22 protein-coding genes are annotated in these 26,260 nt (G+C 72.7%); 7 read left to right on the top strand and 15 right to left on the bottom strand.

What is annotated here, in order from left to right; translation table 11 throughout:
- Nucleotides 1–10: 10 nt before the first annotated feature.
- Nucleotides 11–2,428, top strand: coding sequence for a Tex family protein (locus tag EV284_RS00300; RefSeq protein WP_130329080.1), 2,418 nt, complete (start codon nt 11–13; stop codon nt 2,426–2,428).
- Between the two features lie 49 nt (nt 2,429–2,477).
- Here the strand turns inward: EV284_RS00300 and EV284_RS00295 are convergent, their stop codons facing one another.
- From EV284_RS00295 to EV284_RS00280, 4 genes are all read right to left on the bottom strand, one after another.
- Nucleotides 2,478–4,118 (bottom strand): ABC-F family ATP-binding cassette domain-containing protein, encoded by a 1,641-nt coding sequence (locus EV284_RS00295; protein ID WP_130329078.1) that lies wholly within the window; start codon nt 4,116–4,118, stop codon nt 2,478–2,480.
- A gap of 13 nt (nt 4,119–4,131) precedes the next feature.
- Complete coding sequence (locus EV284_RS00290) at nt 4,132–5,154, bottom strand: oxidoreductase (RefSeq protein WP_130329076.1); 1,023 nt, start codon at nt 5,152–5,154, stop codon at nt 4,132–4,134.
- A 132-nt stretch (nt 5,155–5,286) separates the two neighbouring features.
- The gene (locus EV284_RS00285; protein WP_130329074.1) at nt 5,287–6,114 is read right to left on the bottom strand and encodes an MOSC N-terminal beta barrel domain-containing protein; all 828 of its coding nucleotides are present in this window, start codon (nt 6,112–6,114) and stop codon (nt 5,287–5,289) included.
- A gap of 66 nt (nt 6,115–6,180) precedes the next feature.
- Nucleotides 6,181–8,124: a Xaa-Pro dipeptidyl-peptidase gene (locus EV284_RS00280; protein WP_130329072.1), complete on the bottom strand. Its 1,944-nt coding sequence runs from the start codon at nt 8,122–8,124 to the stop codon at nt 6,181–6,183.
- A 173-nt stretch (nt 8,125–8,297) separates the two neighbouring features.
- Between EV284_RS00280 and EV284_RS00275 the strand changes: the two genes are divergently transcribed.
- Nucleotides 8,298–9,788: a M1 family metallopeptidase gene (locus EV284_RS00275; protein WP_130329070.1), complete on the top strand. Its 1,491-nt coding sequence runs from the start codon at nt 8,298–8,300 to the stop codon at nt 9,786–9,788.
- Between the two features lie 21 nt (nt 9,789–9,809).
- On the opposite strand, the gene EV284_RS00270 is transcribed toward EV284_RS00275, so the two are convergent.
- Genes EV284_RS00270 through EV284_RS00260 form a run of 3 tightly spaced genes read right to left on the bottom strand, consistent with a single transcriptional unit; the run spans nt 9,810 to nt 12,700 of the window.
- Complete coding sequence (locus EV284_RS00270) at nt 9,810–10,706, bottom strand: PfkB family carbohydrate kinase (protein ID WP_130329068.1); 897 nt, start codon at nt 10,704–10,706, stop codon at nt 9,810–9,812.
- Nucleotides 10,703–11,191, bottom strand: coding sequence for a macro domain-containing protein (locus EV284_RS00265; RefSeq protein WP_130329066.1), 489 nt, complete (start codon nt 11,189–11,191; stop codon nt 10,703–10,705). The genes EV284_RS00270 and EV284_RS00265 overlap by 4 nt, the downstream gene beginning before the upstream one ends.
- A 42-nt stretch (nt 11,192–11,233) precedes the next feature.
- Nucleotides 11,234–12,700, bottom strand: coding sequence for an amino acid permease (locus EV284_RS00260; RefSeq protein WP_130329064.1), 1,467 nt, complete (start codon nt 12,698–12,700; stop codon nt 11,234–11,236).
- Between the two features lie 207 nt (nt 12,701–12,907).
- Between EV284_RS00260 and EV284_RS00255 the strand changes: the two genes are divergently transcribed.
- On the top strand, nt 12,908–13,624 hold the full coding sequence (locus tag EV284_RS00255; protein WP_165425415.1) for a MerR family transcriptional regulator: 717 nt from the start codon (nt 12,908–12,910) through the stop codon (nt 13,622–13,624).
- 12 nt (nt 13,625–13,636) lie between these two features.
- Here the strand turns inward: EV284_RS00255 and EV284_RS00250 are convergent, their stop codons facing one another.
- Genes EV284_RS00250 through EV284_RS00240 form a run of 3 tightly spaced genes read right to left on the bottom strand, consistent with a single transcriptional unit; the run spans nt 13,637 to nt 15,158 of the window.
- On the bottom strand, nt 13,637–14,107 hold the full coding sequence (locus EV284_RS00250) for a DUF2269 family protein (RefSeq protein ID WP_130329062.1): 471 nt from the start codon (nt 14,105–14,107) through the stop codon (nt 13,637–13,639).
- Nucleotides 14,104–14,421, bottom strand: a complete 318-nt coding sequence (locus tag EV284_RS00245; RefSeq protein ID WP_130329060.1) for a hypothetical protein — start codon at nt 14,419–14,421, stop codon at nt 14,104–14,106. Before EV284_RS00245 ends, EV284_RS00250 begins: the two co-directional genes overlap by 4 nt.
- 47 nt (nt 14,422–14,468) lie before the next feature.
- A complete protein-coding gene (locus tag EV284_RS00240) occupies nt 14,469–15,158 on the bottom strand; it encodes a DJ-1/PfpI family protein (RefSeq protein ID WP_130329058.1) in 690 nt (229 codons plus the stop codon).
- A gap of 194 nt (nt 15,159–15,352) precedes the next feature.
- On the opposite strand from EV284_RS00240, the gene EV284_RS00235 reads away from it, so the two are divergent.
- On the top strand, nt 15,353–16,291 hold the full coding sequence (locus tag EV284_RS00235; protein WP_130329056.1) for a helix-turn-helix domain-containing protein: 939 nt from the start codon (nt 15,353–15,355) through the stop codon (nt 16,289–16,291).
- 53 nt (nt 16,292–16,344) lie between these two features.
- Here EV284_RS00235 and EV284_RS00230 read toward each other — a convergent pair whose 3' ends face one another.
- A complete protein-coding gene (locus EV284_RS00230; protein ID WP_130329054.1) occupies nt 16,345–17,259 on the bottom strand; it encodes a LysR family transcriptional regulator in 915 nt (304 codons plus the stop codon).
- A gap of 153 nt (nt 17,260–17,412) precedes the next feature.
- On the opposite strand from EV284_RS00230, the gene EV284_RS00225 reads away from it, so the two are divergent.
- Nucleotides 17,413–18,501, top strand: a complete 1,089-nt coding sequence (locus EV284_RS00225) for an FAD-dependent monooxygenase (protein ID WP_130329052.1) — start codon at nt 17,413–17,415, stop codon at nt 18,499–18,501.
- Nucleotides 18,502–18,556: 55 nt separating this feature from the next.
- Here the strand turns inward: EV284_RS00225 and EV284_RS00220 are convergent, their stop codons facing one another.
- From EV284_RS00220 to EV284_RS00210, 3 genes are read right to left on the bottom strand one after another with little or no spacing between them, the layout of a single operon-like run.
- Nucleotides 18,557–20,731 (bottom strand): 3-hydroxyacyl-CoA dehydrogenase NAD-binding domain-containing protein, encoded by a 2,175-nt coding sequence (locus EV284_RS00220; protein WP_130329050.1) that lies wholly within the window; start codon nt 20,729–20,731, stop codon nt 18,557–18,559.
- 41 nt (nt 20,732–20,772) lie between these two features.
- The gene (locus EV284_RS00215) at nt 20,773–21,987 is read right to left on the bottom strand and encodes an acetyl-CoA C-acetyltransferase (protein ID WP_130329048.1); all 1,215 of its coding nucleotides are present in this window, start codon (nt 21,985–21,987) and stop codon (nt 20,773–20,775) included.
- A gap of 22 nt (nt 21,988–22,009) precedes the next feature.
- A complete protein-coding gene (locus EV284_RS00210) occupies nt 22,010–23,137 on the bottom strand; it encodes a CaiB/BaiF CoA-transferase family protein (RefSeq protein WP_130329046.1) in 1,128 nt (375 codons plus the stop codon).
- Nucleotides 23,138–23,358: 221 nt separating this feature from the next.
- On the opposite strand from EV284_RS00210, the gene EV284_RS00205 reads away from it, so the two are divergent.
- Together EV284_RS00205 and EV284_RS00200 are read left to right on the top strand one after the other, a co-directional pair.
- Nucleotides 23,359–24,543, top strand: a complete 1,185-nt coding sequence (locus tag EV284_RS00205) for a saccharopine dehydrogenase NADP-binding domain-containing protein (RefSeq protein WP_130329044.1) — start codon at nt 23,359–23,361, stop codon at nt 24,541–24,543.
- A gap of 49 nt (nt 24,544–24,592) precedes the next feature.
- Complete coding sequence (locus EV284_RS00200; RefSeq protein WP_130329042.1) at nt 24,593–25,612, top strand: GNAT family N-acetyltransferase; 1,020 nt, start codon at nt 24,593–24,595, stop codon at nt 25,610–25,612.
- Here EV284_RS00200 and EV284_RS00195 read toward each other — a convergent pair.
- On the bottom strand, nt 25,524–26,222 hold the full coding sequence (locus tag EV284_RS00195; RefSeq protein ID WP_130329040.1) for an endonuclease V: 699 nt from the start codon (nt 26,220–26,222) through the stop codon (nt 25,524–25,526). The two genes, EV284_RS00200 and EV284_RS00195, sit on opposite strands and share 89 nt — an antisense overlap.
- Between the last annotated feature and the right edge of the window lie 38 nt (nt 26,223–26,260).

The following is a 26,260-nucleotide window of genomic DNA, read 5'->3' as shown; positions in this document are numbered from 1 at the left end:
GTACGGGATCGTGACGACACCCCTCACAGGGTCCATCGAAAGCAGGATCGCCGGGGAACTCGGCGTACGGGAGCGGCAGGTGAAGGCCGCGGTGGAACTGCTGGACGGCGGTTCGACCGTGCCCTTCATCGCCCGCTACCGCAAGGAGGCGACCGAACTCCTGGACGACGCGCAGCTTCGCACCATCGAGGAGCGGCTGCGCTACTTGCGTGAGCTGGAGGAGCGCCGGAGCGCGATCCTGGAGTCGGTGCGCGAGCAGGGCAAGCTCACCGGCGACCTCGAGGAGCGGATTCGGGGCGCCGAGACCAAGGCGCGCCTGGAGGACATCTACCTCCCGTACAAGCCGAAGCGGCGCACCAAGGCGCAGATCGCGCGGGAGGCCGGTCTCGAGCCGCTGGCCGAGGGGCTGTTGAGCGACCCGTCGGTGGAACCGGCGGCCGCCGCGGCCGCGTTCGTGGACGCGGACAAGGGTGTAGCGGACGCGCAGGCCGCGCTGGAGGGCGCGCGGGCGATCCTGGCGGAGCGGTTCTCCGAGGACGCCGACCTGATCGGTGAGCTGCGCGAGCGGATGTGGACGCGCGGCCGGCTGGCCGCCCGGGTACGGGACGGCAAGGAGGAGGCGGGCGCCAAGTTCGCCGACTACTTCGACTTCACCGAGCCGTTCACCGCACTCCCCTCGCACCGCGTTCTGGCGATGCTGCGCGGCGAGAAGGAGGAGGTCCTCGACCTCGTCCTGGAGCCGGAGGAGCCGACGGAGGGCCGGTCCTCGTACGAGGGCATCATCGCGAACCGGTTCGGCATCGCGGACCGGGGCCGTCCCGGTGACAAGTGGCTCGCCGACACGGTCCGCTGGGCCTGGCGCACCCGGGTGCTGGTGCACCTCGGCATCGACCTCAGGCTGCGGCTGCGTACCGCCGCCGAGGACGAGGCGGTCGAGGTGTTCGCCGCAAACCTGCGCGACCTGCTGCTGGCGGCCCCCGCCGGCACCCGCACCACGCTGGGCCTGGACCCCGGTTTCCGCACCGGGGTGAAGGTGGCCGTGGTGGACGAGACCGGCAAGGCCGTCGCCACCGATGTGATCTACCCGCACGTGCCCGCCAACAGGTGGGACGAGGCGATCGCCAAGCTGGCCCGGCTGGCCAAGGAGCACAAGGTCGACCTGGTCGCCATCGGCAACGGCACCGCCTCCCGCGAGACGGACAAGCTGGCGACGGAACTGATCGCCAAACACCCGGAGTTGAACCTCACCAAGGTGATGGTCTCCGAGGCGGGCGCGTCGGTGTACTCGGCGTCGGAGTACGCCTCCCGTGAACTGCCCGGCATGGACGTGTCGTTGCGCGGCGCGGTCTCCATCGCCCGGCGTCTGCAGGACCCGCTGGCCGAGCTGGTGAAGATCGACCCGAAGTCGATCGGCGTCGGCCAGTACCAGCACGACCTCTCCGAGCTGAAGCTGTCCCGTTCGCTGGACGCGGTGGTGGAGGACTGTGTGAACGGCGTCGGTGTGGACGTCAACACCGCGTCCGTGCCGCTGCTTTCCCGGGTGTCCGGCATCTCCGCCACGCTGGCCGAGAACATCGTGACGCACCGCGACGAGAACGGCCCCTTCACCTCGCGCGCGCAGCTGAAGAAGGTGTCCCGGCTGGGCCCGAAGGCGTACGAGCAGTGCGCGGGCTTCCTGCGCATCCGGGGCGGCAGCGACCCGCTGGACTCCTCCAGCGTCCACCCGGAGGCGTACCCGGTGGTGCGGCGGATGGTGAAGACGACGGGGCAGGAGGTGGCCTCGCTGGTCGGCAACACCGGGGTGCTGCGCTCGCTGCGGGCCGCCGACTTCGTGGACGACACCTTCGGTCTGCCGACCGTGTCCGACATCCTCAAGGAGCTGGAGAAGCCGGGGCGCGACCCCCGTCCGGCGTTCAGGACGGCCACCTTCAAGGAGGGCGTGGAGAAGATCTCCGACCTGTCCGCCGGGATGGTGCTGGAGGGCGTGGTGACGAACGTGGCCGCCTTCGGCGCGTTCGTCGACATCGGCGTCCACCAGGACGGCCTGGTGCACGTGTCCGCGATGTCCAAGACGTTCGTCAAGGACCCCCGGGACGTCGCCAAGCCGGGTGACATCGTCAAGGTGAAGGTCCTGGACGTGGACATCCCGCGCAAGCGGATCGCGCTGACGCTGCGGCTGGACGACGAGGCGGCGCCGCAGGAGCGGGGTGCCCGCCAGCCCCGGGGCGGCGGCGCCCGCCCGCCCCAGCAGCGACAGGGCCAGGACGGGCAGGGCCGGCGTCAGGGCGGCGGCCAGGGCGGTCAGGGCCGGGGGAACGGTGGCGGCAAGGACCGGGGCGGCCGTCCCGCGCCCGCGCCGGCCAACAGCGCCATGGCGGACGCACTGCGCCGCGCCGGTCTGGTCGACCCGAACAAGGGCCGCCGCTGACCACTGCCCCGCCCCCGGCCCGGCCTCGCAGCCGGGCCGGGGGCGGGGGTCAGCGTTCGGTCACCTTGCCGTCCGCGACCTCCAGGCGGCGGGTCACCTTGATCGCGTCCAGCATGCGCCGGTCGTGGGTGACGAGCAGGAGCGTGCCCTCGTAGGCGTCGAGCGCCGACTCCAGCTGCTCGATGGCGGGCAGGTCGAGGTGGTTGGTCGGCTCGTCCAGCACCAGCAGGTTGACGCCCCGGCCCTGGAGCAGCGCGAGGGCGGCGCGGGTGCGCTCGCCGGGCGAGAGGGACGCGGCCGGACGCAGTACGTGGTCGGACTTCAGGCCGAACTTGGCGAGCAGGGTGCGCACCTCGACCGGCTCGGTGTCCGGGACGGCGGCCTGGAAGGCGTCGAGCAGCGACTCGGAGCCGTGGAACAGCTTGCGGGCCTGGTCGACCTCGCCGACCAGCACCCCGGAGCCGAGCGTGGCGTCGCCGGCGTCCAGCGGGACCCGGCCGAGCAGCGCGCCGAGTAGGGTGGACTTGCCCGCGCCGTTGGCTCCGGTGACCGCGATCCGGTCGGCCCAGTCGATCTGCAGCGAGACCGGGCCGAAGGTGAAGTCACCGCGCCGGACCTCGGCGTCCCGGAGCGTGGCCACCACGGCGCCGGAGCGCGGGGCGGCGGCGATCTCCATGCGCAGCTCCCACTCCTTGCGCGGCTCCTCCACCACGTCCAGGCGCTCGATCATCCGCTGGGTCTGGCGGGCCTTGGCGGCCTGCTTCTCGCTGGCCTCGCTGCGGAACTTGCGGCCGATCTTGTCGTTGTCGCCGCCCGCCTTGCGCCGGGCGTTCTTCACGCCCTTGTCCATCCAGGAGCGCTGCGTCTGCGCCCGGTCCTGGAGGGCGGCGCGCTTGTCGGCGTACTCCTCGTAGTCGTCGCGGGCGTGCCTGCGGGCCACGTCCCGCTCCTCCAGATAGGCCGCGTAGCCGCCGCCGAACAGGTTGATCTGCCCCTGGGCCAGGTCGAGTTCGAGGACCTTGGTGACGGTGCGGGTGAGGAACTCCCGGTCGTGGCTGACGACGACGGTGCCCGCGCGCAGGCCGGTGACGAAGCGTTCCAGCCGCTCCAGACCGTCGAGGTCGAGGTCGTTGGTGGGCTCGTCCAGCAGGAAGACGTCGTAGCGGGAGAGCAGCAGGGAGGCGAGTCCGGCGCGGGCCGCCTGGCCGCCGGACAGCGAGGTCATCGGCCGGTCGAGGCCGACGGCGAGGCCCAGGGTGCCGGTCACGTCCTCGGCGCGTTCTTCCAGGTCGGCGCCGCCGAGGCCCAGCCAGCGGTCCAGCGCGGTGGCGTACGCGTCGTCGGCGCCGGGCGCGCCGTCGACCAGGGCCTGGGTGGCCTCGTCCATGACCCGCTGGGCCTCGGCTACGCCGGTGCGGCGGGCCAGGAACTCGCCCACCGTCTCGCCCTCCCTGCGCTCCGGCTCCTGCGGGAGGTGGCCGATGGTCGCGGTCGGCGGGGAGAGCCGCAGCTCGCCCTCCTCGGGCGCGGTGAGCCCGGCGAGGATCTTGAGCAGGGTGGACTTGCCCGCGCCGTTGGCGCCGACCAGCCCGATCACGTCTCCGGGCGCGACGACGAGGTCGAGCCCGGTGAAGAGGGAGCGGTCGCCGTGGCCGGCGGCGAGATTCTTGGCGACGAGGGTGGCAGTCATCAGGACGCCGATTTTAGTCGCGGGCCGACGCCCCTCTGACCGCCGCCACCAGCACCCCGCCGGAGGTGCGGGCCACCAGGTACGCCTCGCCCCTGACCGTCCTCGGGTCGAGCGGCAGCCGATGGCGACCGGGGCCGAGCACGGCGTCCAGCACGGTCCGCACGTGGGTGCGGCGGAGCCGGTCGACGCGGTACGCGGTGAGCTGGACGCGGCCCGGCACGCTCACTTCGATCTCGGCGGCGTACGGGGTCGCGGACAGCGCGGTGAGGCGGCGGCGCTCTGCCGGGGTCCGGTCGAGGGCCTGCTGGAGCTGGGCGACGAGGACCGGGACGACCGGGGCGGGCGCGTCCACGAAGGCGGTACCGGTGCGGGCGAACGTCTCGCGCAGGGCGGCCCGTTGCGTCGGCGAGACGGTCAACGCCGCTCCGTACTGCTTGAGTTCCCCGGCCGGGACGTCGGTGGCGTCCGGCGTGACGTCGGCGCCGATGCCGATGCCGCGCAGGGCGGCCGCGAGCTTGGCGAGGAGGCCGGCGCGAGGGCCGATGAGCAGCACCCGGCGCGGCGGGGCGGCAGTGGCACCGTCCAGCAGGGCGGTGAGGGCGGCCCGGTAGGCGGGGCCGTGGAAGTGGAACGGCCCGGTGCCGTGGTAGCCGTCGCGGTCGAGGTCGACGTGTTCACCGGTCTGCCAGGCGAAGTCCCGCCAACGGTAGTCGTCGCCGTCCCGCTCGATGACGACGGTGACGGCGCCGCAGCCCAGGTCGGCGCACTCCGGGCAGCCGTAGAGCACGAACCGGCCGCCGGGCAGCGGAGGTTCGTCCTCCAGCAGCAGGGCGCGCACCTGGGCGTCGAGGACGGCGGGCGGGAGGTCGGAGGCGAGCGGCGACACGGCGTCGAGGTCGGCGAGCCGGAAGAGCAGCGGGCTGCCGTCCACGACGAAGTCCACGAAGTCGCGGTGGACCTGGTGGCCGCCGTCGGCGAGCACGGCGCCGACGCGGGTCGCCGGTTCCAGTCCGAAGGTGGCGTAGACGGGTGACATGAGATGAGTATTCCCACGTCCGGCCCGAACAGCGGGTCGCACTGGCGCCCGCTTCCCCGTCCCGGCCTGCCGACCGGCTCCGTCCGGCGGCGGGCGTACGCGTGGTCGAGGGCGTACGGGCGGTACGGCGGCTTACCTCTCCGACTCCCCCCACTCCCCGACGACCACCTCGTCCCCCACGGAGACCTTGCCGGGGCGCAGCACCGCGTACTTGACCCCGAAGACGACCCCGCCCTGGGCCGCGCGGCGGTAGGCGGCCAGGGTGCGCAGCGGCTCGGGGCCCGGGCGGGCGCCGGTCTCCTGGTCGACCGTGGTGACGGCGCATCGTACGGCGAGCTTGGTGTAGCCGAGTTCGGCCGCACCGAGGGTGAGGTGGTGGGCGCGGTCCTCGGTGTGCGGCTCGGCCCAGCCGTCGACGACGATGTTGGGCCGGAAGCGGTTCATCGGCAGCGGGCCGGCGCCGCGTTCCCCGAGCTTCTCGTTCAGCAGGTCGAGCGTGGCGCGGGAGAGGAGGTGCACGGCGGAGCTGTCGGCGTACCCGGAGGTGCCCGGCGTCCGGCCGTCGGTGACCCGGTCGTGGTCGGGCGGTACGCGGACCAGGCGGCTGGGCGCGCCGAGCACCGAGGACAGCCAGCCGGCCGCGGCGCCGCCCTGGTCGATCCCCCGGTAGGCGACGCCGAACAGCTGGACGGGCCGGGTGGGACCGGACGCGTCGACGGTGACGACCAGCGGCTCGAAGCCGTCCGCCCGGAGCGTGAGCCGCGTCCCGTCGTGGGTGACGTCCGGCCGGATCAGGGTCAGCCGGGGGTCGCGCCGCTGGGTACGGAACACGCCCTCCTCGCTGACGACCATGAAGCTGCGGTCGTGCGCGAGCCCGGCGGGCGTGAGCCGCGCCTGGTCGACGGAGACGCCGGCGCAGCCCTTGACGGGGTAGTACGTCAGCGCGGTGACGACAGGCATGGGCACTCCGACCGACGGATGACCTGGGCGAGGGTGCAATCCTCGCACCCTCGCCCGGCGCGGTGTCTACCGGTTCACGCCCGCGGTGCAGCCGTCGCCGTGGCCCGTCCGGCAGCGCGGGGTGCCGATGACGGTGAGGGTGCGCCCGGCGGGCGGCGCGGTGGTCGCGCGGTCCAGGGCGGCCGGGCCGCCGGTCAGCGGGATGCGGGCGGTGGTGCGGGCGAGGTCGAGGGTGAGGGTGGGACGCGTGGCGGGCGGCTCGATGAGGTCCTTGTCGGTGCCCGCGACGACCAGGGCCAGCCGGTGTCCTGCGGGCACGACGTGGTCGGTGGCGGCGAGTTCGAGGGTCATCGTGTAGGCGCGGCCGGGGGTGAGCGGGGTGCCCTTGGCGAGCGAGGCGTGGTGGCCGAGGTCGGCCCAGCCCCGGCTGACGACGGTGGCGCCCACGTCGGCCGTCCTGGCCTCGGTGGCCTTGAAGCAGGCGCTGTCCCCGGCCGTGCTCGCGCCGAAGCAGGTGCGCTCGGTGAGGGTGGTGATGCCCTCGCCGCCGTCGGCGTAGTCGCGGATGGTGTCCGGGCCGAGGTCGACCAGGACGGCGGACAGGTGGGCCGAGGCGGTGCTCGGGGCGGCGGTGACGGTCACCCGGGAGGACCCGGAGATCCGCAGCGGGCCGGTGAGGGCCGGGGTGATGAAGGCGGCCTTGTCGGGCGTCGGCTTGGTGAGGTCGGCCGCCCAGTCGGTCTCGCTCCGGCTCGGGTCGTCGGTGAAGGTCTCCTTGCCGGTGCCCCGGCCGAGGCCCAGGGTGCCGACGCCGGGCGTACTGCCGCGGGCCGGGTACAGGGTGGTGGTCCGGGTGTCGCGCGGGGGCCAGACGGCGGAGGTCGCCCACTGGTCGGGGTGGCGCTCGATGTCGGCCATGGGCTCGCGGTCGATGCCGTTGTCGTAGCCGAGGAGTTCGTGGTCGAACCAGCGGTGCAGGGTGTCGACCCAGGCGCCGCGCCGGTAGTCGAAGGGGTCGACGTGGCCGGTCTGGGAGAGCCAGATCTTGCGCTCGACGCCGTGCTTCGCCAGCGCGTCCCACCACTGGCCGACGTGCTTGGTCCGGACGTTGAGGTCCTGCATGCCGTGCACCAGGAACACGCTGGCGCGGACCTTCCCCGCGTCCTTCACGTAGTCCCGCTCGGTCCACAGCCGGGTCCAGTCGCCCGAGTCGGGGCTGCCGTCGGCGAGCTTCTTCTGTACGGCGGCGCAGTGGGCCTGCTCGCTCTCCACGTACCCCGCGAGTTCGTCGGGGCCGCCGTCGTAGAGCTGGGCACCCTGGGCGAAGTAGTAGTCGTACCAGGAGGAGATGCCGCTGATCGGCACGATGGTCCTGAGGTTCCTCACGCCGGTGGCGGCGACGCCGTTGGCGATGGTGGCGTCCCAGCTCTTGCCGATCATGCCGGTGGTGCCGTCGGTCCAGCTCGCCTTCACCGGCGTACCGCCGGTGCGGCTGGTGTAGGCGCGGGCCCGGCCACCGAGCCAGTCCACGACGGCCTTGGCGGAGCCGATGTCGGAGCGTCCGCCGACGTCCACGCAGCCGTCGCTGCGGTTGGTGCCGGCGAGGTCGACGCCGACGAACGCGTAGCCGCGCGGCACGAAGTAGTTGTCGTAGAAGAGCGGCATCTGCACGACGTGGCCCTGCGCGTCGTACGTCTTGAGCTGGCTCTCGTTGCCGCGGCCGCAGCAGGAGTAGTAGGGGCTGGCGTCCATGATGACGGGCACCTTGCGGCCCTGCCGGGCGGGTTCGGCGGGGCGGACGATGTCGGCGGCGACGCGGTCGGTGCGGCCGTCGCCGTCCTCGTCCAGACCGGTGTCCACCCAGACGGACTCGCGGACGGCGTCGGCGTAGGAGTAGACGGGCCTGCTCTCGCGCGGCGACGCCTGGGCGGCGGTGGGGGCGAGGAGGACGGCCGTCAGCGCACCGACGGCCAGGACCGCGAGGGTTCTCCAGAGCGAGCGAATCGGCATGGGCGGACGCTACCTCCGTCAACACCCGTACAGAAGAGGGCCTTTCGGCGGTCACCGGGACGCGTGACGGCTGAATGGCGATCGTGTGACAGCAGTGGTCGTGGACACGCCAGGAGTGGCCGGGACTGAATAGGCTCCGAACAGACTTCCTGTCCAGAAGACTTGGAGCTGACGTGCACCGCAGAATCCTCGCGCCGAGCGCCCTGGCGGCGGCCTCCCTCCTGCTGGCGATCCCGGCGTCGGCCGCGTCGTCCGTCCCCGGCGCGCCCGGCATCGGCGACCCCTACTACCCGAAGTACGGCAATGGCGGCTACGACGTCTCGCACTACGACCTGAGGCTCCAGTACCAGCCGAAGACGGACGAGCTGCAGGGCACCGCGACCATCCTGGCCAGGACCACGCAGGACCTGTCCAGCTTCGACCTCGACTTCCTGCTGGATGTGAGCGAGGTGCGGGTCAACGGCACCAAGGCCGCGTTCACCACGTCCGGCGAGCACGAGCTGGTGGTCACGCCGAAGACCCCGCTGGCCAAGGGCACACAGGTCACCGTGGTCGTCCGCTACAGCGGGGTGCCCTCCACGAAGAGCGCCTACGGCTTCAGCACCTGGCACCGCACCCCGGACGGCGCCGTCGCGGCGGACGAGCCCGAGGCGGCCTGGTGGTGGTTCCCGAGCAACGACCACCCCAGCGACAAGGCCACCTACGACGTGTCGGTGGCGGTGCCGGACGGCACCCAGGCGATCTCCAACGGCACGCTGGCGTCGACCAGTTCGAAGCTGGGCTGGACCCGCTACAACTGGCGCCAGGACAAGCCGCAGGCGACCTATCTGGCCACTCTCGCGCTCGGCCGCTTCGACATCACCACCTCCACCTCCGAGGGCGGCGTGCCGGTGGTCAACGCGTACAGCAAGGACCTCGGCGCGAACGACGGGGCGGCGCGGGCGAGCGTGGAGCGCACCGGTGAGCTGGTGGACTGGCTGAGCGGCTATTTCGGGCCGTATCCGTTCTCCTCGGCGGGCGGTTACGTCCCCAACACCACCACCGGGTACGCGCTGGAGACGCAGACCCGCGTCTACTACAGCCCCAAGCAGTTCGCGGCCGGCTCCAACACCTCGGTCGTCGTGCACGAGCTGGCCCACCAGTGGTACGGCGACGACGTGTCCCTCAAGGGCTGGAAGGACATCTGGATCAACGAGGGCTTCGCCCGGTACGCGCAGTGGCTCTGGTCCGAGCACGAGGGCGAGGGCACCACGCGCCAGCTGGCGGACTACGTGTACGCCTCGCACCCGGCCGACGACCCGTTCTGGACCGTCAAGCCCGGTGACCCCGGGCCGGACGCGCAGTTCGACCTCGCGGTCTACGACCGGGGCGCGCTGGCGGTGCAGGCGCTGCGCGAGGAGATCGGGGACGACGCGTTCTTCGCCGTGCTGAAGGGCTGGCCGAAGGAGCACGCGTACGGCAACGCCTCGGTGGCCGACTTCCAGAAGTACGCCGAGCAGGTGTCCGGCAAGCCGCTGGCCGCGCTCTTCGACACCTGGCTGTTCCAGCCCTCGAAGCCGGACGCGCGGAACGCGGACTCGTCGGCCCGGTCGCTGACGGCGAAGGTCGCGCAGCCGGAGTCGTGGAAGAAGATCGAGGCCACGAACGACGTGCACGCGCACTGAGCCCCCCGCTGCCCCGCTGCGCTAGGCCGTGACGGCTCCCTCCCCGAGGAGGCCGTCGCGGCCTATCGCGTCGGTGCGGGTGGCGGGGACGGTGCAGGCGTACGCGCCCGCCGCCGCGCCGTAGCGGGCGCACCGCTCGGGCGGTTCCCCGGCGAGGCGTCCGTAGAGGAAGGCGGCGGCGAAGGCGTCGCCCGCGCCGTTGGAGTCGACCACCGGGGCGGGCGGGGTCGCGGGCGGAACATGGATCAGCTCGCCGTCGGCCAGCAGATGAGCGCCCTCGGCGCCCGCCGTGGCGACGACCACCCGGGCCCGGCCCCGCTCGGATATCCGGCGCATGGTGCGCTCGGGGTCGGTGAGGGCGGCGGCCGACAGGAAGACCACGTCGGCGGCGAGGGCGTACGGCTCGTGGTACGGGTTCTCGCCGTCCCAGTCGTGCAGGTCGGTGGAGAGTGGCACGCCGGTCTCCCGGAGCAGCGGCAGGGCCTCGGCGCAGGGCTGGGTGATGGTCACGTGGACGTGCCGCGCGGCCGCCGCGAGGGGGCGCAGCACCTCCTCGGGGAAGCGGTCGCCGGGGCGGGCGCGGCTGGTGTCGTACAGGGAGAGGCGGCGGCCGTCGGGGCCCACCAGGTTGACGGCGCGCTTGGTGCCGGCGGGCTGGGGCAGCGCGGTCAGGGCGATGCCGTGGTCCCGGTGCAGTGCCCGGACGAGGTCGCCCTCGGGGTCGTCGCCGATCAGGTCGAGGTGGTGGACGTCCAGGCCCAGCGCGGTCAGGCCCAGCGCGACGAAGTCGCCGGTCTGCCCGGCGCGGGTGTGCACCCCGGTGTCGACGGGATAACTGTCCGCGAAGGGCAGCGGCAGCTCGGGCACGCGGACGATGGTGTCCACTCCGGCACCGCCGAGCACCAGTACGTCCGTCATGCGCCCTCCCCGTGGTCGTACACGGTCACGGGGATGCCCCGCCCCGCCAGCCGCCCGGCGACGAGCGGCTCCACGAGCGGCCACTCACCGCCCGCCAGACCGCAGCCTATGCGGGGCATGTGCACGGAGGCACCGAGTCCGGCCACTCGGTCGGCGAGCCGGCCGAGCGCGGTGTCGATCGCCTCGTACCGCACCGGGACGCCCTTGCCGCGCCCCTTGATGCCGTGCTGGCCGATCATGTTGGCCACCCACAGCCGCGGGCCGACCTCGACGAGCTGGACGGCACCCAGCCCGAAGTCGTTCGCCGCCCGTCCCCGGTACCAGGCGCGGTAGGCCGCCTCCGGCTCCGGCCAGCGCTCGGACAGCGCGGAGACGAAGCCCCGCCCCCAGCCGCCGATGTCGTTGCAGACATGGGCGATCACGCGGGCACCCTCCGCACATGGCGCGGTGGCGTCACCCCGGATGTAAACGATCTCCTCCGACATGACGCCACCGTAGGTGCTGCCACTGACAGTGGCCGTGACCTGCTACTTCGTGAGGTCGGTCAGCTCCCGCCCGGCGTTCGCGGTGACGCGGCGGCGGACGCCGAACCAGCCGGCGACCAGCAGGACCGCGATCAGCGGGATCAGGTACAGGGTGCGGCGGCCCACCTCGGGGTCGTTCCACATCATGCCGAGACAGGCCAGCAGGAAGGCGATGGTGACGATCTCGGTGACCGGGCTGAACTTGAGCTGGAAGCGCGGCCGGGTGACCAGGCCCTCGCGGGCACGGCGGACGAAGATCATGTGGCAGACCATGATGATCACCCAGGTGCTGATGATGCCGAGCGAGGCCACGTTCAGCACGATCTCGAACGCCTGGCTGGGCACGAGGTAGTTCAGGCCGACGCCGAGCACGCAGACCGCGCAGGTCAGCAGGATGCCGCCGTACGGGACCTGGCTGCGGTTCATCCGGGCGGTGAACTTCGGCGCGGAACCGGCCGTGGCCATGGAGCGCAGGATGCGGCCGGTGGAGTACAGGCCGGAGTTCAGCGAGGACATGGCGGCGGTGAGCACCACCAGGTTCATCACGTCGCCGGCCGCCGGGATGCCGACCTTGGACAGGACGGTGACGAACGGGCTCTGGTCGGCGGAGTACACCGAGCCGGGCAGCAGCAGGGCGAGCAGCACGACGGAGCCGACGTAGAACACGCCGACGCGCCACATGATCGAGTTCACCGCGCGCGGGACGACCTTCTCGGGCTCGGCGGTCTCACCGGCGGCGACGCCGACCAGCTCGAGGGCGGCGTACGCGAAGATCACGCCCTGCATCACGAGGACGACGGGCATCATGCCGTGCGGGAAGATCCCGCCGTGGTCCGTGATGAGGCTGACGCCGGGCTGGTGGCCGTCCACGTCGTGCTGGGTGGCGAGCAGGAAGATGCCGATGAGCATGAAGCCCACCAGGGTGGCGACCTTGATGATCGCGAACCAGAACTCCATCTCGCCGAAGATCTTCACCGAGATCAGGTTCACGGCGAGCACCACGGCCAGCGCGACGAGCGCCAGCACCCACTGCGGTATGGACGTGAACATGCTCCAGTAGTGCGTGTAGAGCGCGATCGCGGTGATGTCGGCGATGCCGGTGGTCGACCAGTTCAGGAAGTACATCCAGCCGGCGACATAGGCGCCCTTCTCGCCGAGGAACTCGCGCGCGTACGACACGAAGGACCCGGAGGACGGGCGGTACAGGACCAGCTCGCCCAGCGCCCGCACCACGAAGAAGGCGAAGACTCCGCAGACCAGGTAGGCCAGGGCGAGCGCGGGGCCCGCGTTGTGCAGGCGGCCGCCCGCTCCGAGGAACAGGCCGGTGCCGATGGCGCCGCCGATGGCGATCATGTTGACGTGGCGGGCCTTGAGGTCCTTGCTGTAACCGGCGTCGCCCGCGTCCGCGGGCGTCTGGGCCTGCTGCGCGGGGGCAGCGGCCGGGGCCGAGTCGACGGCGTCCTTGCTCACGGGTCGTTCCACTCTCTGGTACTCCCGGACCACGAGGGGCCGGTTCCTTACAGGGCGGCCCGCCCGCACGATCGTGTCGCGGTACAGACCAAGGCAGCAGCTTCCCAGAGAGATCACCCGATATGCGGTGGTCCACGTCACAGAGCGGCACTTCTCACATGACCTTCGCGGGTTTCACACTCCTGCTGCGACAGCGATACTGCTGCGATGACGACCGAGGCCGAGGACCCCACCCTCACCATCGACGAGCTGGCCGCGCGGTCCGGCGTCACCGTGCGCACGGTGCGCTTCTACGGCACCCGCGGGCTGCTCCCGCCGCCCGAGATAGGACCCCGCCGGGTCGGCCGGTACGGCCGTGAGCACCTGGCCCGGCTCGCGCTGATCGAGGAACTGCGGCTGCAGGGCATGACGCTGGCGGCGATCGAGCGGTACATCAGCAGGCTTCCGGCCGACCTGACCGCCCAGGACCTCGCGGTGCACCGGGCGGTCGTCTCCTCCTGGGCCCCGGAGGCGGTGGAGAGGGTCGGCCGCGCCGAGCTGGACCGCCGCGCGGGGCGTCGGCTGACCGAGGAGGACGTACGGCGGCTGACGGCGATGGACGTGCTGGCCCCCGCGGAGCCGGACGGTTCGCACCGCGTCGACTCCGGGCTGCTGCGCCTCGCCGTACAGCTTCTGGACCTCCCCTTCTCCCAGGAGGTCATCCTCGCCGCCCGCACCACCCTCCTCGACCACTCCCGCGCCGCCGCCCGCGAACTCTCGTCCCTCCTGCGCGACGCGGTTCCCGAACACACCCCGAAGGACGTCCGCACCCTCTCCGCCCACATGCAGCCCCTGGTCGTCCAGGCCCTCCTGACCACGTTCCAGCGGTCGCTGCGCCAGGAGGTCAGGGAGTGGCTGGGCGACGACGAGGGCCCCGAGGACTGAGCCGTGCCCGGATCACGCCCCCGTGGTCGAGCCGGGGCGGATGATCATCAGGACGGTGACCGTGGCCCACAGCAGGTTGAAGACGCCGGTGAGCATGGCGAGCCGCCTCGGTGCCGGTGGGGTCGACGCCGGCGGGGCGGAATCGGCCGTCCCGGTCAGCGCGAGGTCCTGGGCGGGCAGGATCAGTACGACCAGGACCGCGACGGCCGCCGTGGTCAGCACGATCGAGGCGATCAGCCAGCCGTCGCCCATGATGCCGAGACTGCCGGCCGTGGCGAGGCCGGACAGGGGAACGGCGATGCCGACGGCCGCGTAGACGCGGCAGATGCGGTGCAGTGTCCGCAGGGTCGTCCAGGCGTCGCCGTCGGAGGGATCGCCGAGGGCGCGTCGGAGCGTCGCGGGAAACATGCTCGCGGCGACGGTGACCGGGCCGACGGCGACGAGGGCGGCCAGGACGTGCAGGGAGAGGAGGAGCTTGGTCATGCCTGGTGCTCCCGCTCCGGCCGACGCTCGCCGGTGACCTTGGAGGAGGGGAGGCGGCCGGCCCTGGAGACGCCCCGGAGGGTGTCGCCGTCCACCGTGACGTCGAACGCCAGGTTCAGCCGCAGGGGCTCGGTGACGGCCTGCTTCCAGGTGAGCCGGTCGCCGTCGAGGGTGATGCCGCCGAGCGGTACTTCCTCGCGGGCTCCACGGGCGACTCCGGTCAGGACACCGTCCCGCTCCCGGAGTTCCACCACGGCCTTGATCCTGCCGACGGGTGTGGAGACGGACAGGTCCCAGGTGCCTGCTACAGACATGCTCATGTTCCTTCTGACGGTGCGCGGGAGGGGAGCGGCAGGGGGGCTCAGAGGGCGGCGGGTGCCGGTCCCTGGGCGCGCCAGACGGTGCCGCGCCGCTCGTGGGCGAAGAGTTCCTCGACGGCGTGCGCGACGCGGGGACCCACCTCGCGTTCCAGCAGGTACAGGCCCAGGTCGAGCCCGGAGGTGACGCCGGCCCCGGTGACCAGGTCTCCGTCGTCCACGACGCGGGCGCGGACCGCGTGGGCGCCGGTGGCGTCCAGCAGGTCGAGGCCCAGATGGTGCGTGGTCGCGTGACGCCCCTCCAGCAGACCCGCCATGGCCGGCACGAGCGAGCCGCCGCAGACGGCGGCGACCGTGACGCGCGGATCGGCCATGGCCCGCTCCAGGAGCGCGGGGAGCCCGGTGGTCAGCGCGCGGGCCAGCAGTACCGCGCTCAGCTCGTCCCGCTCCGGCTCGCCGGCGCCGGCCTCCTCGTCCGGCACCTCGCCGGGTTCGCCCACGCGCCCGGAGGCGCCGGGCACCAGGAGCAGGTCCGCGCGTTCGAGGTCGACGGCTCCGGTGGCGCGCAGGGCCAGCCCGCCGGTGCCGCTGATCACCTCGCGAGGGCCCTCGGCGGAGACCAGTTCGACGGTCACCGCGCCGTCGGACGCCGTGCCGCCGGCGTACAGCACCTCGTAGGGGGCGACGACGTCGAGTGGATCGAAGCCGTCGAACAGGATGATCTGGGCATGCATAGGGGTTCCCTCGGGTCGTGGCCTTGCGGACATCCGAAGTCAACCGGTCGCCGCCGCGATCGCCCAGTGGCACTAATGACAGGCTTCGACGGGAAAACGCCAAAGGCTTCCGGAGGCATCGGAACACCGCTGACCATGGGGTGTCCGAACAGCCGGCCGGCATCGCCCAGGTGGCGGAGAGGTAGGTTCCTGCCATGCATACCGTCGCCGTCCTCGCGCTGGACCGGGTGATCCCGTTCGACCTGTCGACCCCGGTCGAGGTGTTCTCCCGGACGCGGCTGCCGGACGGGCGGCCCGGCTATCAGGTCCGGGTGTGCGCCGAGCGCGAGGAGATCGACGCCGGAGCCTTCGCCGTGCGCGCCCCCTGGGGGCTGGCGGGTCTCGACGGCGCGGACACGATCATCGTGCCGGGTGTCGCGGAACCCACCGCCCCGCTCTCCCCCGCCGTGCGGCACGCGCTGCGGGCGGCCGCCGCCGAGGGCACACGGATCGCCTCCATCTGCGTGGGCACCTTCCCCCTGGCCGCCACCGGCCTCCTGGACGGCTTGCGCGCCACGACCCACTGGCGTGCGGCCGCTCTCCTGGCCGCCACCTACCCGGCCGTCGAGGTCGACCCCGACGTCCTCTACGTCGACAACGGCCAGTTCCTCACCTCGGCGGGCGCGGCCGCCGGCCTGGACCTGTGCCTGCACATGATCCGCCGTGACTACGGCTCGGCCGTCGCCGCCGACGCGGCCCGTCTGTCGGTGATGCCTCTCGAACGGGAGGGCGGCCAGGCTCAGTTCATCGTCCACGACCACCTGCCGACACCGCACGGCTCGGAGCTGGAGGCGCTGCTCGTCTGGCTGCGGGAGAACCTGGCCCGCGACCTCACCCTCACCGACATCGCCGAGCGCGCCGGAACCAGCACCCGCACCCTGATCCGCCGCTTCCGCGACCAGACCGGCACCACCCCGCTGCAATGGCTGCACCGCGCCCGCATCCGCCAGGCGCAGCACCTGCTGGAGACCACGGCCCACTCCGTGGAACGCATCGGCCATCAGGTCGGCTTCGCCTCCCCGACCACCTTCCGCGACCGTTTCAAGCGCACCACCGGCGTCAGCCCCCAGACCTACCGGCGCACGTTCGCCTGAACCAGCGACCCGGCTCCGCCATGCACCGCGCGCCGGTGAGGAGCCGCCGGCCCTCAGCTCTCCGACGCCGACTCGCGTGCCATCACGGCGTGTACGCGCGTGCGCAGCCAGCGGTGCAGCCGGTCGTGCGTGTTGCGCGGATGCCAGGCCATACCGATGTCGGCGGCGGGGAGGGTGAGCGGGATCGGGAACGTGGTCAGCTCCAGCGCTTCGGCGGCCCGGCGGCCGAGCACGGCCGGGCACATGCACACCAGTCCCGCTCTCCGGGCGAGATGGAGCGACTCGGCGAAGGTGGGCACGACCGCCACCACCCGCCTGCGGAGACCGAGTTCGGCGAGATGTGCGTCGATCGGGCCGTACGCCCGGCCGGTTCGGGAGATGGCGACGTGGTCGGCTGCCGCGAACTGCTCCGGCGTCACGTGCGGTGACGTGCTCAGCGGATGGCTGCGGTGCACCGCGGCGACGAAGACGTCCGCCGCCAGTGCCTCGACCTCGATCTCGCGCTCGTGACGGCTGACGTCGCCGATCTCCAGGTCGATCAGTCCCTCCCGAAGGGCGGGTACCGCCTCCATGCTCTCCGGGTGCAGCCGGACGGTGAGGCCCGGCGCCGAGCTCCGCACTTCCTGGAGCAGCGCGGGCGTGAAGGTCATGGACAGCGCGTCGCTGATCTGGAGGTCGAAGGCCCGGACCGCGGTTGCGGGATCGGCGTCCTGCGGAGGCTCGAAGAGGGCCCTGGCGCGCGCGGCGATCGTCCGGACCTCGCTGCTCAGTTCCAGCGCCCGCGCGGTGGGAACAAGGTGCCGTCCGGCGCGGACGAAGAGCGGATCGCCGAAGACCCGTCGCAGTCGTCCGAGCGTCCTGCTCATCGCCGGCGCGGAGGTGTGCAGTCGTTCGGCCGCGCCGGTGACGCTGCCCTCGGTGAGCAGGGCGTCGAAGCCCCGGATCAGGTTCAGATCGACGTTGTCCATTCCCCGATTATCACTTGCGGCAATGGTCGCGCCCACAGCATGCACTTGTCGATATCCAGAGGGCGCCCTAGCGTCGCTTTCGAGCGCTCGCCGGCCATCCCGCACCGGCCGGAGAAGGGGCGCGGAACACGCCGTCACATCAGGAGGACACCCATGCGCGCCATAGTGGCCGGAGGGGGGATCGTCGGACTCACCACCGCGATCGCCCTGCACAAGGCAGGCATCGAAGCGGTGGTCTGCGAGCAGGCTCCCGAGATCCGCGCGGCGGGTGCGGGGCTCGGGATATGGGCGAACGCCATGGCCGTCTTCGATGAGCTCGGCCTCGGTGACCGGGTCAGGGGCATCGCCGAGCCGACCGAGATGTACTTCCGTGATCCGGCCGGGAAGTTGATCGACCCGCCCGGCTTCTCGAAGGACGATCACCGCTACCTGCTCGCCCGGCGCCCCGAGCTGAACTCGCTGCTCGCGCGGACCGTGGGCAGGGACAACATCCGGCTGCAATCCCGCGTCGTCGGCTACGACGAACACGACGCGGGGGTAGTGGTCCGTCTCGAGGACGGAAGCACAGCCGACGCGGACCTGCTGGTGGGTGCCGACGGCGCGCACTCGGCCGTCCGGTCTCAGCTGGTGCCGGGCAGCGACGCGATCGCCCATGAGGGCCACCACGCCTGGCGCTCGATCGTCACGCCTCCCGAAGGCGTCACTGTCGACCGGAGCGTCATCGTGCTGGGCGAGCGGCGCACCCGCGGCGGGTACGTACCCACCGGCGACGGCACGGTGTACTGGCTGATCAATCAGTTCGGCTCACCGGCGCTCGACGGCACGCCCAAGGAGCAGGCGCGCGCACGAGCCGAGTTCCTCGACACGACGGGCTGGAACCCGGTACTGCCCGCGCTCGTCGAGTCGACCCCCGACGACAAGATCCTGTACAACCAGATCATGCTCGTCCCCCCGCTGTCGCGGTGGGTGTCGAACCGTGTGGCCCTGGTCGGTGACGCCGCGCACGCGCTGTCTCCGCACATCACCGCCGGCGCGTCCCTGGGCGTGGAGGACGCGCTGCTGCTCGCCCGGCTGCTGGGGCCGGGCGAGGAAGTACCGTCCGCGCTCGCCGCCTACGAGCGGGAACGGCTGCCGCGCTACGCCAAGGTCGACGAGTTGTCCAAGCGGGTGGAGGACTCCGCGACCCCGGAGGAGTTCGCCACGAACTACGTGGCCTTCAGCCACTGGATGCTCACCCGATGAGTCCGGGGTGCGTTCCGGGGGAGGACCCCCCGAAGCGCACCCCGCGTACGACTCGTCAGCGGGCGTCCGTGAAGGTCTCCCCCCGCTCCGCCTTCTCCACCAGCAGCGCCGGAGGCGTGAAGCGGTCGCCGTACCGGTCGGCCAGTTCGCGCGACCGGGCCACGAAGCCGGGCAGGCCGCCCTCGTAGCCGTTGATGTACTGGAGGACGCCGCCGGTCCAGCCGGGGAAGCCGATGCCGAGGATGGAGCCGATGTTGGCGTCGGCGACCGAGGTGAGGACGCCTTCTTCGAGGAGGCGGACGGTGTCGAGGGCCTCGGCGAAGAGCATGCGTTCCCGCATGTCCTCGAAGGGGATCTCGTAGCCCGGCTTGGTGAAGTGCTCGCGCAGGCCCGGCCAGAGGCCCGCCCGCTTGCCGTCCTCGTACTCGTAGAAGCCGGCGCCGCCGCTGCGGCCGGGGCGGCCGAACTCGTCGACCAGGCGGTCCACGACCTCGTCGGCGGGGTGCGCGGTCCAGGTGCCGCCCGCCTCCTCCACGGCACGGCGGGTCTCCGCACGGATCTTGCGCGGAAGGGTGAGGGTCAGCTCGTCCATCAGCGAGAGCACCTTGGCGGGGTAGCCCGCCTGGGCCGCCGCCTGCTCCACCGACGCCGGCTCGATGCCCTCGCCGACCATCGCCACGCCCTCGTTGATGAAGTGGCCGATCACCCGCGAGGTGAAGAAGCCGCGCGAGTCGTTGACGACGATCGGCGTCTTGTTGATCTGCCGGACCAGGTCGAAGGCGCGGGCGAGCGCCTCGTCCCCGGTGCGCTCGCCCTTGATGATCTCGACCAGCGGCATCTTGTCGACCGGCGAGAAGAAGTGCAGCCCGATGAAGTCGCCCTGCCGCTCGACGCCCTCGGCCAGCGCGGTGATCGGCAGCGTGGAGGTGTTGGAGCAGAGCAGCGCGTCGGGCTCGACGACGGACTGGATCTCCTGGAACACCTTGTGCTTGAGCGCGGTGTCCTCGAAGACCGCCTCGATCACCGCGTCGCAGCCCGCGAGGTCGGCGGCGTCGGCGGCCGGGGTGATCCGGGCCAGCAGGGCGTCGGCCTTCTCCTGGCTGGTGCGGCCCTTGGCGACAGCCTTGGCGCACAGCTTCTCGGAGTAGCCCTTGCCCTTGGCGGCCGCCTCCAGCGAGACGTCCTTGAGGACGACCTCCAGCCCCGCGCGGGCGCAGGAGTAGGCGATGCCGGCCCCCATCATGCCCGCGCCGAGCACGGCCACCTTGCGGACCTTCCGCGGCTCGATGCCCTGGGGCCGGTTGGCACCGGAGTTGACGGCCTGGAGGTCGAAGAAGAACGCCTGGATCATGTTCTTCGCGGTCTGCCCGGCGGCCAGCTCGACGAAGTACCGGGCCTCGATGACCTGCGCGGTCTCGAAGTCGACCTGGGCGCCCTCGACGGCGGCGGCGAGGATGTTGCGCGGCGCCGGGTAGGGCGCGCCACCCGTCTGCTTGCGCAGCGAGGCCGGGAAGGCGGGCAGGTTGGCCGCGAACTTGGGGTGGGCCGGGGTACCGCCGGGGATCTTGTAGCCGGGCTCGTCCCAGGGCTGCCGCGACTCGGGGTGGGCGTCGATGAAGGCGCGGGCCCGCGCGGTGAGCTCCTCCGGCGTCTCCACGACCTCGTGCACGAGCCCGTTGTCCAGCGCGCGGCGCGGGTTGTACTGGGTGCCCTGGAGCAGCACCTTGAGCAGCGCGTCGGTGATGCCGAGCAGCCGCACGGTACGGGCGACACCGCCGCCGCCGGGGAGCAGGCCGAGGGTGACCTCGGGACAGCCGATGCGGGAGCCGGGGGCGTCGAGGGCGATCCGGTGGTGGCAGGCGAGGGCGATCTCGAAGCCCCCGCCGAGGGCCGCGCCGTTGATCGTGGCGACGACCGGAACGCCCAGGGTCTCGATGCGGCGCAGGTTCCGCTTGATGGCGAGGCCGCCGTCGAAGAGGTCCTGCGCGGTGTCGGGGGTGACCCGGATCAGGTCCCGCAGGTCGCCGCCCGCGAAGAAGGTCTTCTTCGCGGAGGTGAGGATGATGCCCCGGATCGAGTCCTTCTCGGCCTCCAGCCGGTCGGTGATCACGGCGAGGGACTCGCGGAACGCCTGGTTCATGGTGTTCGCGGACTGGCCGGGGTCGTCGAGGACGAGGGTGACGACACCGGTGTCGTCCTGTTCCCAGCGGATGGTGGTGCTCTCGGTCATGACAGTCGTCTCCGTAGAAGTCGCTTGGTTCCGCTGGGAGTTCAGACGCGTTCGATGATCGTGGCGATACCCATGCCGCCGCCGACGCACAGGGTGGCCAGGCCGTACCGCTTGTCCTGGCGCTCCAGTTCGTCCACGAGGGTGCCGAGGATCATCGCGCCGGTGGCGCCGAGGGGGTGGCCGAGCGCGATGGCGCCGCCGTTGACGTTGACCTTGTCCAGGGACAGGCCCATGTCCTTGACGAAGCGCAGGACGACGGCGGCGAACGCCTCGTTGATCTCGACCAGGTCGATGTCGTCGATGGTCAGCCCGGCCTTGGCGAGCGCCTTGCGGGTGGCCGGGGCGGGGCCGGTGAGCATGATGGTGGGCTCGGAGCCGGAGACGGCGGCGGAGACGATCCGGGCGCGGGGGGTGAGCCCGTACCGCTCGCCCACCTCGCGGGAGCCGATGGCGACCAGGGAGGCGCCGTCCACGATGCCGGAGGAGTTGCCCGCGTGGTGGACGTGGTCGATCTTCTCCACCCAGTGGTACTTCTGCAGCGCGACCGCGTCGAACCCGCCCAGCTCGCCGATGTCGGCGAAGGACGGCTTGAGACCGGCGAGGGAGTCGGCGGTGGTGCCGGGGCGGGGGTGCTCGTCGTGGTCGAGGACGGTCAGGCCCGCGCGGTCCTTCACCGGGACGACCGAGCGCTCGAAGCGGCCCTCCTTCCAGGCGTTGGCGGCACGCTCCTGGGACAGGGCCGCGTACTCGTCGACGTCACGGCGGCTGAAGCCCTCGATGGTGGCGATGAGGTCGGCGCCGATGCCCTGCGGGACGAAGTTGGTGGCGAGGTTGGTCATCGGGTCGTTGAACCAGGCGCCGCCGTCCGAGGCCATCGGCACCCGGGACATCGACTCGACACCGCCCGCCAGCACCAGGTCCTCCCAGCCGGAGCGGACCTTGGCGGCGGCGGTGTTGACGGCCTCCAGACCCGAGGCGCAGAAGCGGTTCTCCTGTACGCCCGCCACGGTGTCCGGCAGTCCCGCGGCGACGGCGGCGATCCGGGCGATGTCCGAGCCCTGGTCGCCGACGGGGCCGACGACGCCGAGCACGATGTCGTCGATGGCGGCCGGGTCCAGACCGGGGAAGCGGGCGCGGATCTCGTGGATCAGGCCGACGACCAGGTCGATCGGCTTGGTGCCGTGCAGCGCGCCGTTGGCCTTGCCTCGGCCGCGCGGGGTGCGGATCGCGTCGTACACAAACGCTTCGGTGGTCACTGGTGTGCCTTTCGGGAGGGTGTCAGGCGGTGGCTTCGGGGAGGTCCCAGTCGCGGGCCACGTCCTCGGCGCCGGTGCCGGGCAGGGCGGGGCCGGTGCGGACGCGGGTGGGGGTGGCGGAGAAGCGTGGGGCGGGGGCGGGCTGGACCAGCCCGTCGTGCTCGGTGAAGGTGGCGCGGGCGGCCAGGTGGGGATGGTGCGGAGCCTCGCGCAGGCTCAGCACGGGTGCCACGCAGGCGTCGGTGCCCTCGAACCGGGACGTCCACTCGGCGCGCGTACCGGACTTGAAGCGGGCGGCCACCCGCTCGCGCAGCTCGGGCCAGCGGGCCGGGTCGTGGTGGGCGCCGGCCAGGCCGCCGAGGTCCAGGAGGCGGAGGAACTCGGCGTAGAACCGGGGTTCCAGCGCGCCGACCGCCATGTACTTCCCGTCGGCGGTCTCGTAGGTGCCGTAGTAGGGGCAGCCGCCGTCCAGCAGGTTGGCGGCGCGGCGGTCCTGCCAGGCGCCGGCGGCGAGCATGCCGTGGATCATGGCGGAGAGGTGGGCGGTGCCGTCCACGATGGCGGCGTCCACCACCTGGCCGGTGCCGGTGGCGCGGGCGTGGTGGAGGGCGGCGAGGACACCGACGACGAGGTAGAGGGAGCCGCCCGCGTAGTCCCCGAGGAGGTTGGCGGGCAGGGCCGGGGGCTCGCCGGGGCGGCCGATCATGCCGAGGGTGCCGGTGACGGCGATGTAGGAGGCGTCGTGCCCGGCGCGGTCCGCGAGCGGCCCGTCCTGGCCCCAGCCGGTCATCCGGCCGTAGACCAGGCGGGGGTTGCGGGCGTGGCAGTCGGCGGGGCCTACGCCGAGGCGCTCGGCGACGCCGGGGCGGTAGCCCTCGAGCAGGACGTCGGCGCGCTCGGCGAGGTCGAGCACGCGCGCGGCGCCGTCCGGGGCCTTGAGGTCGACGACGACGGAGCGCTTGTTGCGGTTGGTGACATCGCGCGCGGGGTCGATGCCGAGGCCCGGGCCGCCGGGCCGGTCCACCCGGACCACGTCGGCGCCGAGGTCGGCCAGGAGCATCGCGGCGAAGGGGCCGGGGCCGATACCGGCCAGCTCGACCACCCGCACCCCGCTGAGCGGGCCCTGCCCCGGCGCCGTTGCCGTCGTCATGCCGTCATGCCCCCAAGCGCGTATGACACAAACGATGTAACACCGGTGATGCTAGGAACACCGCGCACCCGGCACAAGACCTGAACGAGCGGGCGCTTAGCGAAGTGCCCCGGTGCGCCCCGATTCCCCGGGCACACCGCACGGGGCGCCTGCCGGGCCCCGTACCGTTCACGCTAGCCTCGGCCCCCGACAGTCGCGCGGGCTGCACGGCAAGGAGTGTCATGAGCAGGCTGAAATCGACGGACCGTCCCTACGACATCGTGCTGTTCGGCGCCACCGGCTTCGTCGGCACGCTGACGGCGGAGTATCTCGCCGCGCACGCTCCCGAGGACCTGCGCTGGGCCGTCGCGGGCCGCGACCCGGGCAGGCTGGAGGCGCTGCGGGACCGGCTGCCGGGCGGCTCCGCCATCGGAGTGCTCCACGCCGACGTGAGCGAGCCCGCCACCCTGCGGACGCTGGCGGAACAGGCCCGCGTGGTCGCCTCGACCGTCGGCCCGTACATCACCTACGGCGAGGAACTGGTCGCCGCCTGCGCCGACAGCGGCACGGACTATCTCGACCTCACCGGCGAGCCCGAGTTCGTGGACCTGATGTTCATCCGCCACGACGCCCGCGCCCGCGAGACCGGCGCCCGGCTGGTGCACGCCTGCGGTTTCGACTCCGTACCGCACGACCTGGGCGCCTACTTCACGGTGCGGCAGCTTCCCGAGGGGGTGCCGCTCAGCGTGGACGGGTTCGTCACCGCGGACGCCACCTTCTCCGGGGGCACGCTCGCCTCGGCGCTGAACCAGTTCGCGCGCGCCGGGAGCATGTGGGCGGCGGCCCGCGACCGGGCGCGGCACGAGCCGCGGCTGATGGGCCGCCGGGTCTCGGCGCCGACGGGTGCGCCCCGGTTCGCCGGGGAGGTCGGCGCCTGGGCGCTGCCGCTGCCCACCATCGACCCGCAGATCGTGCGCCGCTCCGCCAAGTCCCTGGACCGCTACGGCCCCGACTTCCGCTACCGCCACTACGCGGCCGTCGAGCACCTCCCGGTCGCGGCGGCGGGGCTCGCGGGCGTGGGTGTCCTCGCGGTGGCGGCCCAGCTCGCTCCCGTCCGCTCCTGGCTCTCCGGCCGGCTCCAGCCCGGCGAGGGCCCCGACGCGGAGAAGCGCGCCCGGAGCTGGTTCCGCGTCCGCTTCGTCGGCGAGGGCGGCGGGCGGCGCGTGTTCACCGAGGTCACGGGCGGTGATCCGGGTTACGGGGAGACGGCGAAGATGTTCGCGGAGGCGGCCCTGTCCCTGGCCACGGACGACCTCCCCGACCGCTCCGGCCAGCTCACCCCGGCGACCGCGATGGGCGACGCCCTGCTGGAACGGCTGCGGGCTGCGGGGATCGGGTTCCGGGTGGTGGCCGAGCGGAGCGTCTGAGCGGAAAAACGGTTCGGCGGCGGTGCGGAGCCTGGCACAGTGGCGCCCCATGACGGACTCCGCACCCCTGGCAGCCTCGGACATCCCGCTCATGCAGGGCCTGGCGCAGCGCGTCACCGCCCTCCGCCCGGACCTGATCAGCGCGGGCGCCTCGTACGGCGAGCTGGCCTGGATCCACGGCAAGGACCACGCCGCCCAGGGCGCCGGCTGGCGGCGCCGTCTGTGGTTCGCCGGTGCCGAGCTGGTGGCGTGGGGCTGGGCCTTCCTCCCCCACCGGGTCCGGCGTGACGACGGGTCGGTCACCGACGTCACCGGCGCCTCACTGAGCCACCAGGTCCACCCGGCCCACGCCGGGCTGGTCGACGAGGTGATCGAGTGGTTCGACGCGGTGGCGGCCGGTCTGGAGCGCACCGCGTCGCCGACCACCGCCGACGGGTACGCCCTGACCCGGTGGGCGGCGCACGGCTACGAGCCCGACACCCGGGCCCTCGGCGACAGCGGCGACTGGACCCAGCTCAACCAGCGGGACCTCACCGACGTGGAACACCCCGTCCTGCCGCCCGGCTTCCGCTTCCGCACCGCCGGGGAGGCGGGCCCCCGGGCCGCGGTCCGGGCCCACGTGGACGCCTGGTCCCCCTCGCCCTACACGGCCCGGAGCTACGAGGGCGTCCGGCGGACAGCGGCTTACCGCGCCGACCTGCACGTCCTGGTGGAGGCCCCGGACGGCACCATGGCCGCCTCCACGATCATGTGGCTCGACCACATGAACAGAACCGTCGAGTTCGAACCGGTGGGCACCCACCCCGCCTACCGCCGACTCGGCCTGGCCCGGGCGATGATGCTCCACGGCATGCGTCTGGCCCGCGCGGCCGGAGCCACCCACGCGACGGTCGTCTGCCTCGGCGCCCCGGGCCATCCCCGGGCACGCGGGCTGTACCGCGGACTCGGTTTCCGCGAGCTCTCCCGCGACGCTCCGCTGATCAGGCTTGCGGACCGAGAGCCCGCAGCGCCCTCCGGCACAGGGAGTCCGCCCTGCGGGTCGTCTCCGGGAGGCGGTACTCGGGGGTGAGGGCAAGAGTGTGGGCGACGGCGTTCTCCAGCGACACCCTGTGCCCCACCGACACGTACACCGGCTTGACCCCGCCGCGGGTGCGCAGGGCGGCGCCCACCTCCTCGGCATCCTCCGCGAGCAGCGGGGCGGTGCTCCCCCGCGCCGGGGCGAGGGCCGGGTGGGTGAAGGCGAAGGGGTTCTTGGCGACGCCGATGGCGGGCAGGCCGGTCAGGACGCCGAGGTGACTGGCGAGGCCGAAGCGGCGGGGGTGGGCGAGGCCGTAGCCGTCGCAGACGACGAGGCCGGGCGGGCACGGCAGCGCGTCCAGGGCCGCCCGTACGGCCGGCAGCTCACGGAAGGCGAGCAGGCCGGGCACGTAGGGGAAGGCGACCCGGCCGACGGCGGTCGCCTCGGCGACGACGGCGAGGGTGGCCGCGTCCAGGACCACGGCCGCCGCCGCGACCAGGTCGCGGGCGTCGTCGTAGGCCACGTCCACCCCGGTGACATGACCGGTGCCGGGCGGCGGCCCCGGCTCGTCGCGGACGACGCGGTCGCGCAACGCGTCCTGGACGGCACGGGCCTCTTCCTCGGTGGCGGGCCAGTCGGCGGGAACCTGTGAGGTGATCATGGTGGCCCTGACGATACGGGGCACCGGGGTAGGCTCGC

It is taken from the genome of Streptomyces sp. BK022 (assembly GCF_004217355.1).
Classification (GTDB): Bacteria; Actinomycetota; Actinomycetes; order Streptomycetales; family Streptomycetaceae; genus Streptomyces; species Streptomyces griseoluteus.
This window is presented reverse-complemented; position numbering and strand designations above follow the sequence as displayed.

Excerpts from the sequence above, each read along its gene's own strand:
- EV284_RS00295 (WP_130329078.1), bottom strand. The coding sequence starts at position 4,118 with ATGACTGCCACCCTCGTCGCCAAGAATCTCGCCGCCGGCCACGGCGAC.
- EV284_RS00290 (WP_130329076.1), bottom strand. The coding sequence starts at position 5,154 with ATGTCACCCGTCTACGCCACCTTCGGACTGGAACCGGCGACCCGCGTC.
- EV284_RS00285 (WP_130329074.1), bottom strand. The coding sequence starts at position 6,114 with ATGCCTGTCGTCACCGCGCTGACGTACTACCCCGTCAAGGGCTGCGCC.
- EV284_RS00280 (WP_130329072.1), bottom strand. The coding sequence starts at position 8,124 with ATGCCGATTCGCTCGCTCTGGAGAACCCTCGCGGTCCTGGCCGTCGGT.
- EV284_RS00270 (WP_130329068.1), bottom strand. The coding sequence starts at position 10,706 with ATGACGGACGTACTGGTGCTCGGCGGTGCCGGAGTGGACACCATCGTC.
- EV284_RS00265 (WP_130329066.1), bottom strand. The coding sequence starts at position 11,191 with ATGTCGGAGGAGATCGTTTACATCCGGGGTGACGCCACCGCGCCATGT.
- EV284_RS00255 (WP_165425415.1), top strand. The coding sequence starts at position 12,908 with ATGACGACCGAGGCCGAGGACCCCACCCTCACCATCGACGAGCTGGCC.
- EV284_RS00250 (WP_130329062.1), bottom strand. The coding sequence starts at position 14,107 with ATGACCAAGCTCCTCCTCTCCCTGCACGTCCTGGCCGCCCTCGTCGCC.
- EV284_RS00245 (WP_130329060.1), bottom strand. The coding sequence starts at position 14,421 with ATGTCTGTAGCAGGCACCTGGGACCTGTCCGTCTCCACACCCGTCGGC.
- EV284_RS00240 (WP_130329058.1), bottom strand. The coding sequence starts at position 15,158 with ATGCATGCCCAGATCATCCTGTTCGACGGCTTCGATCCACTCGACGTC.
- EV284_RS00235 (WP_130329056.1), top strand. The coding sequence starts at position 15,353 with ATGCATACCGTCGCCGTCCTCGCGCTGGACCGGGTGATCCCGTTCGAC.
- EV284_RS00230 (WP_130329054.1), bottom strand. The coding sequence starts at position 17,259 with ATGGACAACGTCGATCTGAACCTGATCCGGGGCTTCGACGCCCTGCTC.
- EV284_RS00225 (WP_130329052.1), top strand. The coding sequence starts at position 17,413 with ATGCGCGCCATAGTGGCCGGAGGGGGGATCGTCGGACTCACCACCGCG.
- EV284_RS00220 (WP_130329050.1), bottom strand. The coding sequence starts at position 20,731 with ATGACCGAGAGCACCACCATCCGCTGGGAACAGGACGACACCGGTGTC.
- EV284_RS00210 (WP_130329046.1), bottom strand. The coding sequence starts at position 23,137 with ATGACGACGGCAACGGCGCCGGGGCAGGGCCCGCTCAGCGGGGTGCGG.
- EV284_RS00205 (WP_130329044.1), top strand. The coding sequence starts at position 23,359 with ATGAGCAGGCTGAAATCGACGGACCGTCCCTACGACATCGTGCTGTTC.
- EV284_RS00200 (WP_130329042.1), top strand. The coding sequence starts at position 24,593 with ATGACGGACTCCGCACCCCTGGCAGCCTCGGACATCCCGCTCATGCAG.
- EV284_RS00195 (WP_130329040.1), bottom strand. The coding sequence starts at position 26,222 with ATGATCACCTCACAGGTTCCCGCCGACTGGCCCGCCACCGAGGAAGAG.